A 12,529-nucleotide genomic window follows, 5' to 3' on the forward strand; every position below is an offset into this window, starting at 1 on the left:
AGCCATGACCGGTATACCCCCCATCTCCGCGTACCCGCTCCCCGCCGAGGGCGACCTGCCGCCGGCCGTCGTGCCCTGGAAGGCCGAACCCGACCGGTGCGTCCTTCTCGTCCACGACATGCAGCGGTACTTCCTCAAGCCGCTCCCCGAGGACCTGCGCCACGACCTGGTGCGCAACGCGGCGCAGCTGCGCGAGACGTGCGCCGCTGCCGGCGTGCCCGTCGCCTACACCGCCCAGCCGGGCGGCATGACCGACGAACAGCGCGGCCTGCTCAAGGACTTCTGGGGGCCGGGCATGCGCCCCGAACCGGAGGACCGCCAGGTCGTCGACGCGCTCGCCCCCACCGAGCAGGACTGGCAGCTCACCAAGTGGCGCTACAGCGCCTTCTTCAACACCGACCTGCTGCAGCGCATGCGCGCCGCGGGCCGCGACCAGCTCATCGTGTGCGGCGTCTACGCCCACGTCGGTGTGCTCGCCACCGCCGTCGACGCCTTCACCCACGACATCCAGCCGTTCCTCGTCGCCGACGCCACCGCCGACTTCTCGGCCGACTACCACCGCCTGGCGCTCACCTACGCCGCCGAGCGCTGCGCCCGCGTCACCACGGTCAAGGGGCTGTTCGCATGACACACGCCGATCTGCTCGAAGAGGTGCTGAACCAACCGTCGCAGGCGTTCGCCCTGCTGCACCGGCCCGGCAGCACCGGCCCCGACGTCGTCGAGGTCCTCACCGGCGAGGTGTCCCTGCCCGCCTCCCTGGCCGACATCCCGCTGCCCCCCGCGCCGGGCCCCGGCGCCGGCGCGGGCCACGAGGTCCTCGTCCTCGTCCCCTACCGGCAGCTGGCCGAACGCGGCTTCGCCTGCGCCGACGACGGCACGCCCCTGGTGGCGATGACCGTCACCGGCCAGCAGCAGCTGCCGCTGCAGGAGGCACTGGAACGCATCCCCGACGTCAGCACGACACTGGCCGGCGGCGACTTCGACGTCGACGACCTGGCCTACGAGGACGTGGTGCGCCGCATCGTCAAGGAGATGATCGGCACCGGGGAGGGCGCGAACTTCGTCGTCAAGCGCACCTTCGTCGCCGACATCACCGACTACGGCCCGCTCAGCGCCCCGGCGCTGTTCCGCCGGCTGCTGCAGGGCGAGTCCGGCGCGCACTGGACGTTCCTCATCCACACCGGCACCCGCACCCTGGTCGGCGCCTCACCCGAGCGGCACGTCAGCCTGCAGGGCGGCACGGCCGTGATGAACCCCATCAGCGGCACCTACCGCTACCCGCTGTCGGGCCCCACCCTGTCGGGCGTGCTGGAGTTCCTGCGCGACCGCAAGGAGACCGACGAGCTGTACATGGTCCTCGACGAGGAACTGAAGATGATGGCCCGGATCTGCCCCGAGGGCGGCCGGGTCGTGGGCCCGTACCTGAAGGAGATGGCCCGGGTCGCGCACACCGAGTACTTCATCGAGGGGCACACCGACCGCGACGTACGCGACATCCTGCGCGAGACCATGTTCGCGCCGACCGTCACCGGCAGCCCGCTGGAGAGCGCCTGCCGCACCATCAGCCAGTTCGAGCCGGGCGGCCGCGCCTACTACAGCGGCGTCGCCGCGCTCATCGGGCGGGACGACGCCGGCGAGCGCGTGATGGACTCCGCGATCCTGATCCGTACCGCCGACATCAGCCCGCAAGGCCGCCTCGGCATCGGCGTCGGCGCCACCATCGTGCGCCACTCCGACCCGTCCTCGGAGGCCGCGGAGACCCGCGCCAAGGCCGCCGCGCTCGTCGCCGCGCTGGGCGGGGGCACGCCGGAGCGGTTCGCCGACCACCCCAGCGTGCGCAGGGTGCTGGGCCTGCGCAACGACTCCATCGCCGGCTTCTGGCTCTCCGACGCCGCCGGCCGCGCCTCGGCCCGCCCGGAACTGGCCGGACTGAGCGTGCTGGTGGTGGACGCCGAGGACACCTTCACCTCCATGCTCGACCAGCAGCTGCGCGCGCTGGGGCTGCGCGTGAACCTGCGCCGCTTCGACGAGGAGTACTCCTTCGAGGGGCACGACCTGGTCGTGATGGGCCCGGGACCGGGCGACCCGCAGGAGAGGGCGCACCCCAAGATGCGCCATCTGCACGCGGCGGTGGACACCCTGCTGCGCGAACGCCGCCCCTTCCTCGCCGTGTGCCTCAGCCACCAGGTCCTCGGCCTTCGGCTCGGCCTGCCGCTGCGCCGCAGGGAGGTGCCCAACCAGGGCGTGCAGAAGGAGATCGACCTGTTCGGCACCGCCGAACGCGTCGGCTTCTACAACACCTTCGCCGTGGTCAGCGAGCACGACGAGGTGAGCGCCGACGGCCTGGGCCAGGTGCGGGTCAGCCGGGACGCCGCCACCGGCGAGGTCCACGCCCTGCGCGGCCCCGGCTTCGCCTCGATGCAGTTCCACCCGGAGTCCGTGCTCACCCAGGAGGGGCCGCGCATCGTCGGCACCGCCCTGGCCGGCCTGGCCGCGTGGCGGCGGGCCCCCGAACCGGCCTGACCGGTGAGGCCGCCGGGCCGGTGTCCTTCCCCCGAGCACCGGCCCGGCCCCTTCAGCGCCTGCCACGGCACGGCCCGAGCCCTACAGGAGTGAACAGATGCACCAGTACGTCGTCGTCGACGCGTTCGCGCGGGTGCCGCTCACCGGCAACCCGGTGGCGGTGTTCTTCGCCAGCGACGACCTGACCGCCGAGCAGATGCAGCGCATCGCCCGGGAGATGAACCTCTCGGAGACCACGTTCGTGCTCCAGCCGAAGCAGGGCGGCGACGCGCACGTGCGGATCTTCACCCCGGTCAACGAACTCCCCTTCGCGGGGCACCCGTTGCTCGGCACGGCCATCGCCCTGGGCCGGCGCACCGACGCCGACCGGCTGCGGATCGAGACGGCCATGGGCGTCATCCCCTTCGAGCTGGAACGCGCCGACGGCGAGGTCGTCGCCACCCGCATGCGCCAGCCGGTGCCCGTGTGGGAGCCCTTCGACCGGGCCGGTGAACTCCTTGAGGCGCTCGGTCTGACGACCTCGCAGCTGCCGGTGGAGATCTACCGCAACGGCCCGCGCCATGTCCTGGTCACCCTGGAGAGCGTCGAGGCGCTGTCGAAGCTGGACCCCGACCACCGCGCCCTCGCCCGCTTCCCCGACATGGCGACCAACTGCATCGCCGGCTCCGGCGAGCGGTGGCGCAACCGCATGTTCTCGCCCGCGTACGGGGTCGTCGAGGACGCCGCCACCGGCTCCGCAGCCGGTCCCATCGCCATCCACCTCGCCCGCCACGGCAAAAGCGCCTACGGGCGTCACATCGAGATCACCCAGGGCGTCGAGATCGGCCGCCCCTCTCCCATGGGCGCGCTCGCGCACGGGGAGGGCGACCGGGTCGACTCCGTCGAGGTCTTTGGCCACGGCGTGGTCACGATCGAAGGAGTGCTGCATGTCTGACCTGTCGACGCCGAACGCGACGTCCGTGCAGGCGCCCGCCGGCGGCGCCACCCGCTCGGAGACGCTCACCGCCACCGTCCCCGTGGACTTCCCCGAGTTCCACGCGCCGCCGTCCGAACCGATGGGGCTGCTGGCGTCCTGGCTGGAGAGCAGCACCGCGCACGGGGTGCGCGAACCGCGCGCCCTGGCCCTGGCCACCGCCGACGCCGAGGGCCGCACCTCCTCGCGCATCGTGGCCGTCAACGCGGTGACGGACGCCGGTCTCACCTTCATCACCCACGCCGACAGCCGCAAGGGCCGCGAACTGGCCGAGAACCCGTGGGCCTCCGGCGTCCTGTACTGGCGGGAGACCAGCCAGCAGATCTCGCTGGCCGGGCCGGTGCGCCTGCTGTCGCGTGCCGAGGCCGAGGCCCTGTGGTTCGCGCGGCCGGTGTTCACCCACGCGATGACGACCGTCTCCCGGCAGAGCCGGCCACTGTCCGGCCTCGACGAGTTCGACGAGCTGCGCGCCAGGGCCCTGGAGCTCGGCGACCCGGCGCGGCCCCTGCCCTGCCCCGAGACGTTCGTGGGCTACCGGCTGGAGCCGGCGTCCGTGGAGTTCTGGGCCAACGGCACCGACCGGCTGCACGAGCGGCTGCGCTACGACCGCGCCGACGACGGCTGGCGGATCAGCCGGCTCCAGCCCTGACACCCGCACGCGACCCGCACCCTGTCGACCCACCGGAAGGCACCATGACGTCATCCCCGCCGACCCAGCCCGGCACGTCCGCCGCGGTGTTCACCGACCACCACGAGCTGCGGGCCCGCAACCGGCGGGCCGTGGAGCAGTACATGCGCACCGGCGCCGAGGCCCGCCTGAGCCGGTACACCCTCTACACCGACGACGGCACCGCGTCGCTGTTCTACACCGACATCGGCCGGCCCATCGTCGTCCAGGGCCGCGAGAAGCTGAAGCGGCACGGCGAGCTGTCCCTGAAGGTGCTGCCCGACTGGCAGTGGAACGACGTGCACATCTACGAGACGCAGGACCCGGCCGTCATCTGGGTCGAGTGCGACGGCGAGGGAACGATCCGCTTCCCGGGCTATCCCGAGGGCCACTACCGCAACCACTTCATCCACGGCTTCACCCTCGACGACGGCTTCATCGCCGCCAGCCGGGAGTACACCAACCCGATCGAGCACATGCGCTCGCTCAGCATCGAGACCCCGCACATCCAGCGGGACTGGATCCCCACCTGAACCCCTGCCGGCGGCACACGGAAGATCCCGGCCGCGTCAGGACGCGACCGGGATCAGAGGCCTGCGGTGCCCCCTCGCGGGGTGCGATCACTGAAGGGCGCGGCCCTTCTTCAGGGCGGCCGCGGTCTCGGTGACGCGCTGCGCCTGGTAGCGGGCCGCCTGCAGGGTCTCCTGGCTCGGCGCCGTCTGCTGGCCGGGGCCACCGGTGACGTGCGAGACGCCGTAGGGGTTGCCGACCTGGAACTGGATCGGGTCGGTGTAGCCGGGCGGAACGATGATGCCGCCCCAGTGGTAGAAGGTGTTCGACAGCGCCAGGATGGTGGACTCCTGCCCGCCGTGCAGAGTGCTGCTGACGGTGAAGGCGGAGTACACCTTGCCGGCGAGCTTGCCCTGCGCCCACAGGGGGCCGGTGGTGTCGATGAAGGCACGGATCTGCGCGGCCGGGTTGCCGAAACGGGTGGGCGTGCCCAGCAGGACGGCGTCGGCCCAGTCGAGGTCGTCGAGGCCGGCCTCGGTGACGTCGGCGTGGTCCTCGCGGTACCGGGCCCAGGCGGGGTTGGCCGCGACGGCCTGGTCGGGGGCGGTCTCGGCGACACGACGGACCCGGACGGTCGCGCCGGCCTTCGCGGCGCCCTCGGCGGCGGCGTGCGCCAGGGCGTGCACATTGCCGGTCGCGCTGTAGTAGATGATCGCGACGTTCACGGATTCCACGACGGGTGCTGTCCTTTCCTGGTGGTGCCCCGCTCATGGGGCTTCGAGTATGGGGCAGCGCACTTGAGGCCCGGTCGAGTCCGCGCCAGGCACCTCGGCATGCCCCCGGGGCCTCCTGCTCAGCCGACCTGAAGGCTCCTCGACCCCAGCACGTTGCGGTGGATGTCGAGCGCCGCCGTGGACTTGTTGAGCGTGATGTAGTGCAGGCCGGGGGCGCCCTCGGCGAGCAGCCGCTGTGCCATGGCGGTGGCGTGCTCGACCCCGATCGCGTACGCGTCGGCGGGCCGGTCCCGGGCGGCCTCAAGACGGTGGGCGAGATCCTCCGGGAACGCGGCGTCGGACAGCTCGGCGAAACGGCGGATCTGCCGCACGTTCGTGGCCGGCATGATCTCCGGGATGATGGGCGTGTCGCAGCCCGCGGCCGCGACCCGGTCCCGCAGCCGCAGATAGTCCTCCACGTCGAAGAACATCTGGGTGATGGCGTAGTCCGCGCCCGCCCGGCACTTGGCCACGAAGTGCCGGATGTCGCTGTCCCAGTCGGGCGAACGCGGATGCCTCTCCGGGAACGCCGCGACACCGATGGTGAACTCTCCCAGCGACCGCACCAGCTCCACCAGCTGAGCGGCGTACATGAAGCCGTCCGGGTGCGGCTCCCACGGCCCCTTGGGGTTGCCCGGCGGATCACCGCGCAGCACGAGCACATCACGCACCCCGGCATCCGCGTACTGCCCGATGATGCGCCGCAGCTCGGCCACCGAGTGCCCCACGGCGGTCAGATGCGCGACCGGGCGCAGCGTCGTCTCCGACACCAGACGCTTGGTGACCTCGATGGTGCGGTGCCGGGACGATCCGCCCGCACCGTAGGTGACGGACACGAAATCGGGCGCCAGAGGTTCCACACGCCGGATGGCCTGCCACAGGCTCTGCTCACCCTGGGCCGTCTTGGGCGGGAAGAACTCGAACGACAGTGTCGGCGTCGCGCCCATCACCGCACCCCCCTCCGCCTCGCGCAGCCCCCTCACGACACGTCCGCCAGACGCGGCTCGATCTCCAGGGCCGCCTCACGCCCGTAGGCGCGCTCCACACGCTCCACCAGATCCGCGGCGAGCAGCTTGTACTCCTGGGTGCCGACCGACTCCAGGACCACGGAGGCCAGGGCGCAGCCCAGCCGCGCCGCACGCTCGTGCGGCCAGCCCCAGGCGAGACCCGCGAGGAACCCCGAGCGGAACGCGTCCCCGCCACCGGTCGGATCGGCGATCCGGTCCGTCGGCACGGCGGGCACGTCCAGGCGCGGCTGCCCGCAGCGCGACAGCGAGACGCCCTCCGCGCCGCGCGTGACGATCCAGGTGCCGACGCGCCCCAGGATGTCCCGCTCGCTCCAGCCGGTGCGCTCCCGCAGCAGGGCCGCCTCGTACTCGTTGGTGAACAGCAGCCGCGCACGGTCGACCAGACGCCGGACCTGCGGCCCCTCCAGGCGGGCCAGCTGCTGCGACGGATCGGCGGCCACCGGAATGCCCGCACGGTGAGCGGCGTCCGTATGACGCAGCATCGCCTCCGGAGCGTCGGCACCCACCAGGACGAGGTCCAGCCCGCCGGCGCGCGCGGCGACGGCGGCGAGGTCGACCTTCGCGGCTTCCACCATGGCACCCGCGTAGAAGGTGGCGATCTGGTTCTGCTCCTGGTCGGTGGTGCACACGAAACGAGCGGTGTGCAGCGTCTCGCTGATCCGCACGTCGTCCGTGTCCACGCCGGCGGCACGCAGCCAGGCACCGTACTCGGCGAAGTCGGCCCCCGCCGCGCCGACCAGCCGCGGCGTCAGCCCCAGCCGGCCGAGCCCGAAGGCGATGTTGGCGCCCACACCGCCCCTGCGCACCTCCAGCCGGTCGGCGAGGAACGACAGGGACACATGCTCCAGCTGCCCCTCGATCAGCTGCTCGGTGAAGCGTCCGGGAAACACCATCAGTTGGTCGATCGCAATCGAACCGGTCACGGCGATACGCACGGCTGTACTCCTTCAACCTGGTGCCAGGGGTGCGGTGAGCCCGTCACCGCCCGTCGGAGCCTGGACGATGACGCGAGAAGACGTGCTGAAGACGTGCTGAAAACGGGAAATCCCCTGTCCCATGTCCGGACGAGTCGACGGACACGGCCTTCGACCGAGCACGCGGGAAGGCTTTGTGGGCAGGGGAGGTGTGCGGACAGAGTGACATGCACGCCATCCGCACGCCAAGATCCCCACAAAGTGACCTGAGTCACCCCACGGCTGGTCCCGGCATCAGGGACGGCGGTGCCCGTGGCCGCGCCGGGCGTCGGTCCGGCGCAGCGCGGAGCCGCTCCTGACGACCCGCAGATTCGCCATCATGCCCATCGCCGCGTGGTCGAACATGTGGCAGTGGTACACGTACGTGCCCTCGTAGCCGGTGAACGTCGCCTGCAGCTTGACCGTCTGACCGGGCTGCAGCGAGACGGTGTCCTTCAGCCCGCTCTCCGGCCCGGAGGTGACCGGCTTGCCGTCGCGCTCCAGCACCCGGAACTGCACCAGGTGCATATGGAAGTTGTGCGGGGTGTAGAGATTGGCGTTGCGCACGGTCCAGATCTCCGTGGCCCCGTACTCGATCTCGGTGTCGATCCGGTCCATGTCGTAGGACTTGCCGTTGATGAACGCCCCACCGGTCGTGCCGGTCTCGTCCATGCTCAGCTCGAAGCTGCGCTGCACCGTGGCACTGCCCAGCGCCGGCAGCGTGCGCAGCGTCGCCGGCACCACGCTGGTGTCCGTGGCGGGCCCCGTGACCCGGAACTGCAGCACCTTGCCCACCTGGTCCACCGGATCGCCCGGCAGCGTCGGCTCGGCGTTGAGCAGGGTCAGCGCGGTGCCGGGCGCGAACCGGGAGAAGTCGATGACGACGTCGGCGCGCTCACCGGGGGACAGCTTCACCGACGTCACATCGATCGGCTTCTCCAGCAGCCCCCCGTCGGAACCGATCTGCTGGAAGGAGGAGCCGTCGGACAGCTTCAGCGTGAAGAACCGGATGTTGGCCGTGTTGAACAGCCGGAAGCGGTACTTGCGCGCGGCGACCTCGAAGTACGGCCACGCCTTGCCGTTGGCGAGGATCACCGTACGGTGCATGAAGTCGCCCATCTCGTAGACGAGCTGCCCGCTGTCGTCGAACCGGGCGTCCCGCAAAGCGATGGGCACGTCGTACTCGCCCGAGGGCAGGTTGAGCCGCTGCTCGGTGTCGTCGGTCAGCAGATAGAAGCCGGTCAGCCCGCGGTAGACGGTCTCCGACTCCTGATGGTGGGCGTGGTCGTGGAACCACAGGTTCGCATGCGGCTGGCTGTTGGGATACGTGTACGTCTTCGTCCCGCCGTCGGCCGCGATCAGATCCATGGGGGAGCCGTCGCTGCTCTCGGGCACATGCGCGCCGTGCAGATGGATCGAGGTGGGCACGCCCAGCTGGTTGTACTGCTTGACCACGACACGCCGGCCGGAGGTCGCCTTGATGACGGGCCCGGGGAAGCTGCCGTTGAAGGTGTACACCCGGGTCTTGCGGCCCGGCAGGATCTCCGCCTCCGCCTCCTGCTGCACCATGCAGTACGTGCTGGTGGTGCCGGACGTGTAGAACGGCCGCAGCACCTCCGGCACCGGCATCGCCTGCTGGAACTGCGGAATCGTGGTCGGGTCCAGATCGGTCGCCTGCGCCGGACTCGACAGGGCGGGTATCAGCAGGCCCGCGCCCCCCAGGGCGCCGGTGAGAGCCGCCCCCGACTTGAGGACGGTTCTGCGCTGGATCATGCTCTCTCCCCCGGGATATAGCGATGTGCTGGGTGAGCAACCAAAGGTCACCGCCCACCCTGCCCCAGCTCCCTCTCGACCCCCTCGAACCCCACTGGAGACATGATCCACTACGTGGTGACGCAGGTCACAGCGCCGCATGTCACTGGAGCAAGCCCTGTCTCGTCTCGGGGATGAAGCCCGTTGAAGCCCTGAGCCTTCGACGACGATGACGAGCACGGAGGAAGACATGGACGCACGCCTGAACTTCTTCGCCGCCGGCGAGACCGCGAACAAGGTCCTCAAGCACCTGATGGCGGCGGGCGCGGCGGTGAGGGGCTCGTCTCTCCCGGCGGCGACCCAGGAGCTGGTGGCCCTGCGGGTCAGCCAGATCAACGGCTGCGCGGCCTGCCTCGACATGCACACCAAGGAAGCGACCGCGGCCGGTGAGACGGCGGTACGCCTGCACCTGGTGGCGGCATGGCGCGAGGCGACGGTCTTCACGGAGGCCGAACGGGCCGCCCTGGAACTGGCGGAACAGGGAACCCGCGTCGCCGACGGCGCCGGCGGAGTCCCCGACACCGTCTGGCAGAACGCGACCAAGCACTACGACGACGACCAGCTGGTGGCCCTGGTCACCCTGATCGCCTTCATGAACGCGGCAAACCGCCTGAACATCATCACCCAGCAACCGGCAGGAGACTACGTCCCGGGCAAGCTCCACTGACGCACAACCCCCACACACCGCCGCGGCCGCCTCACAGCGCCCGGGGGCCCGGGGCGACCCGCTGTGTGGCTCTGAGCCTTCTGGTCCAGTCCCTGGCGCTCCTGCGGCGGGGTTTACGAGACGGCTTTGAGGGCTTGGCGGCGCCTCTGGTCTGCAGACCACTCACTGTTCAGTCCTCCCACTCTCCTTGCCGTGTTGGGAAGATGTGGTGGACTACGGCTAGGTTTTGCTGGGTGTTGTCTTCGATGTTTGGTGCTGTGGCTTTGGGGCCGAGGCGGTAGAACTTGATGCCTACGGCGGTGTAGGCGTGTTGAAGCCAGTCTTGTGTGGCGAGTCGGCCGATGCTGCGTGAGGCGCTGGTGGTGCTGAGACCGACGAGCTTTCCGATGTCGGTGGCTGTTTTCCGTACGGGTTCTCCCATGGGTACGGCGGTGGCGTAGTACATGAGGATTTTCAGGTCTGCGCCTTGCTTGAGTTGCGAGTGCAGCAGTAGGCGGTTCAGCTCGCTGGCGTCCATGAAGCGTTGCGTGAACGGCTCGGTGGCGGTGCGCATCACGACGCCTCCTTCGTCGCCGGCGGGCAGGGCACGACGGGGTGCTGGGCGTTCTCGACTGCGCGGCGCTGGTGTAGCGATGGGCCATCGTATGCGGCCCTGCTGTTGAGTTTGTAGAACGTCACTCGGCCTACCTTTTCTGCCTCCAGCAGGAAGCCTCCTCGGTGGAGGTTACCTACGGCCTTGCTCACCGCGTTGGGTCGTAGCTCAAGGTTGCTCCCGATTTGACGGAAGCTTTCGCGCAACGGTTCGTCGCCCGGAGGCGAGTTGAACAGGTAGTAGCCGTAAACGAGCTTGTCGTCCTTGCTATAGCCACTGCTCTTCGCCCAGAGTGCCGAGGCCAGCTTCTTGCTGACGTTGACATGTCGACCGCCGCTGCTCCAGGCGAACGGTTTGTCGTCCTTGTCCAGTAGCTCCAGCTGGAGGTACTCACCGGTATTGGTGTTCACCGCTGGCCTTGCCCGCCCCATCCCACCCCTCACCTAGGCGTTTCCCATAGAGGGGAACGATGTGCGCAGCCTGGAGGTCACGGTTCTCTCCCGTGAGAGGGAGAGAGTTCTACCTGCTTGGTTCGGTCTGGGCTTGGGTGGGTGGCTTTCCCCTCTGGGGGAAGGGTGCGTCCCGTTGTGACATTTGAATGTCTCTCAGCGATACATAGCATGTGCTCTGACCTGCGGTGATCCGTGTTCCCTCTATAACCACCTTGTGGTCGTGTGTGGGACAGGTCGGTGGCTGGGGCGGCTTCGCGTGCGGCGCCGTCTGCTTCTGCGGACGGAGGGCGGCACCAGCGGCTCTGCGTCTCGGGTGGTTGAGGCCGTGACGGAACAGCATTCGGGAAGCGTGGCTGGTGTGGGTGGTGGGTTCCGCCGCCCGGCCCTGCGGGCCGTTCGGCTCCGGTGGCCTCCGCTCGTGGGTTGCCGGCTGACCGTGCGTGGGGGTTCTGTTCGGTGGCTGAGGACTGGGTGGGCTGTTGTGGAGAAGGTCGTGGTCGGCGCGAATCAGGGGTAGGACTCCCCAGCACGGTCGGACAGGCGCGGCAGGCAGTGTTCTGCTTCCACGCCGCGCGGTGAGCCGCGCACCAGCCCGTTCAACCGCGTGAGGCGGCCTGGGAGACGGGGTGCGGCAGTATCCAGTACGGGCCTGGCCCACGGGTGGCCTTGGCAGAGTCGTAGAGCGTCTGCACCGCTGGATGGCATGAGCGGTACCGGGTGATGCGTCGTACCGAGTGCTGGACGAGTTGGATGCAGCGGCTGGCGTCGGTATCGAGAGCGGTGCGAGCCTCGCGATGCCGTGGGTGAGTGCTTGTTCTGCGCGTTTGGGTTGTGCCAGGGCGAGCCAGGCGCGACCGCTGTCGACGTCCACGTCGGCGGGTGACATCCACGATGCCCGGCGGGTGTCGTGGCTGGCTGGGCGCGGTCGAGATCCTGCTCGGCAGCGAGGACTGCACGGGACGGCCATACGCGACCGAGTTGCAGCGGGATCGGCTCGCCGAACAGCTCAGCGCGAAGTGCACTGGCCAGGAGATCTCGTCATCTCACTGCGCTGGCGCTGCCTGAAGCCGCTCCCCAGTGCCGCTCATGTACGTGAGGTTGATGAGCACCGACCTCAGGATCGGTACTCATCAACCTCACGTACATGTCTCATCACGACGGCTGGTTGGTGGTCCTGGTCATCCTGATCGCCTTCATGAATGTGGCATACCGCCTGTACGTCATCACCCAGCAGTCGGCGGTGATGACGTCCTGGGTCAGTTCCGCATGATCAGCGGTTCGGATGGAACGGTAGCGCCAGGTAAACCGCTTCGTTCTGGAAAGGCAGAACAAACGGTGCCCCAAGAGCGACCTGACGTATAGCCAGCTCAGGATCCTGTCACTCGGGAGGCGAGGGGTACGCCGACTGTGATGGTTGCTCTTGGGCTCAGGCCGCCCGATGATCGGTTCTGCGTCTCGGATAGTTGCGGCTGGCATGGGGTGCCGTTGTTTTCCAGGGTTTGCGCAGTGCATCATCTGATGCAGGTCTCTCCGTCAGGTGGCGTGTCTGGCGTAGCGTCAATCGATGAGCGGTCCAATG

The 12,529-nt window shown here is 69.5% G+C and carries 13 protein-coding genes; 7 read left to right on the top strand and 6 right to left on the bottom strand.

Annotated elements, in window-relative coordinates:
- Positions 1-4: 4 nt before the first annotated feature.
- From C3489_RS18985 to C3489_RS19005, 5 genes are all read left to right on the top strand, one after another.
- Complete coding sequence (locus C3489_RS18985) at positions 5-628, top strand: isochorismatase family protein (protein ID WP_103783057.1); 624 nt, start codon at positions 5-7, stop codon at positions 626-628.
- On the top strand, positions 625-2,523 hold the full coding sequence (locus C3489_RS18990) for an anthranilate synthase family protein (protein WP_103783058.1): 1,899 nt from the start codon (positions 625-627) through the stop codon (positions 2,521-2,523). The genes C3489_RS18985 and C3489_RS18990 overlap by 4 nt, the downstream gene beginning before the upstream one ends.
- A gap of 97 nt (positions 2,524-2,620) precedes the next feature.
- Entirely contained in the window at positions 2,621-3,457 is an 837-nt protein-coding gene (locus C3489_RS18995) for a PhzF family phenazine biosynthesis isomerase (RefSeq protein ID WP_103783059.1), read from the top strand.
- Positions 3,450-4,145, top strand: coding sequence for a phenazine biosynthesis FMN-dependent oxidase PhzG (gene phzG, locus C3489_RS19000; RefSeq protein WP_103783060.1), 696 nt, complete (start codon positions 3,450-3,452; stop codon positions 4,143-4,145). The genes C3489_RS18995 and phzG overlap by 8 nt, the downstream gene beginning before the upstream one ends.
- 44 nt (positions 4,146-4,189) lie before the next feature.
- Positions 4,190-4,696 (top strand): PhzA/PhzB family protein, encoded by a 507-nt coding sequence (locus C3489_RS19005; RefSeq protein ID WP_103783061.1) that lies wholly within the window; start codon positions 4,190-4,192, stop codon positions 4,694-4,696.
- A gap of 87 nt (positions 4,697-4,783) precedes the next feature.
- Here C3489_RS19005 and wrbA read toward each other — a convergent pair whose 3' ends face one another.
- The 4 genes from wrbA to C3489_RS19025 form a co-directional block, all read right to left on the bottom strand.
- On the bottom strand, positions 4,784-5,407 hold the full coding sequence (gene wrbA / locus C3489_RS19010) for an NAD(P)H:quinone oxidoreductase (protein ID WP_103783062.1): 624 nt from the start codon (positions 5,405-5,407) through the stop codon (positions 4,784-4,786).
- A 119-nt stretch (positions 5,408-5,526) separates the two neighbouring features.
- The gene (gene metF / locus C3489_RS19015) at positions 5,527-6,393 is read right to left on the bottom strand and encodes a methylenetetrahydrofolate reductase [NAD(P)H] (protein ID WP_103783063.1); all 867 of its coding nucleotides are present in this window, start codon (positions 6,391-6,393) and stop codon (positions 5,527-5,529) included.
- A 32-nt stretch (positions 6,394-6,425) separates the two neighbouring features.
- Positions 6,426-7,409, bottom strand: coding sequence for a carbohydrate kinase family protein (locus C3489_RS19020; RefSeq protein ID WP_103783064.1), 984 nt, complete (start codon positions 7,407-7,409; stop codon positions 6,426-6,428).
- A 273-nt stretch (positions 7,410-7,682) separates the two neighbouring features.
- Complete coding sequence (locus C3489_RS19025) at positions 7,683-9,200, bottom strand: multicopper oxidase family protein (RefSeq protein ID WP_103783065.1); 1,518 nt, start codon at positions 9,198-9,200, stop codon at positions 7,683-7,685.
- 229 nt (positions 9,201-9,429) lie between these two features.
- On the opposite strand from C3489_RS19025, the gene C3489_RS19030 reads away from it, so the two are divergent.
- On the top strand, positions 9,430-9,906 hold the full coding sequence (locus C3489_RS19030; protein ID WP_103783066.1) for a carboxymuconolactone decarboxylase family protein: 477 nt from the start codon (positions 9,430-9,432) through the stop codon (positions 9,904-9,906).
- A 169-nt stretch (positions 9,907-10,075) separates the two neighbouring features.
- On the opposite strand, the gene C3489_RS19035 is transcribed toward C3489_RS19030, so the two are convergent.
- On the bottom strand, positions 10,076-10,459 hold the full coding sequence (locus C3489_RS19035) for a hypothetical protein (RefSeq protein WP_146075335.1): 384 nt from the start codon (positions 10,457-10,459) through the stop codon (positions 10,076-10,078).
- Positions 10,459-10,908: a transcriptional regulator gene (locus tag C3489_RS38370; RefSeq protein WP_146075336.1), complete on the bottom strand. Its 450-nt coding sequence runs from the start codon at positions 10,906-10,908 to the stop codon at positions 10,459-10,461. Before C3489_RS38370 ends, C3489_RS19035 begins: the two co-directional genes overlap by 1 nt.
- A 1,186-nt stretch (positions 10,909-12,094) precedes the next feature.
- Between C3489_RS38370 and C3489_RS39410 the strand changes: the two genes are divergently transcribed.
- A complete protein-coding gene (locus tag C3489_RS39410; RefSeq protein WP_258054853.1) occupies positions 12,095-12,220 on the top strand; it encodes a hypothetical protein in 126 nt (41 codons plus the stop codon).
- The last annotated feature ends 309 nt before the right edge of the window (positions 12,221-12,529 follow it).

The organism is Streptomyces sp. Ru71 (genome assembly GCF_002920535.1).
Classification (GTDB): domain Bacteria; phylum Actinomycetota; class Actinomycetes; order Streptomycetales; family Streptomycetaceae; genus Streptomyces.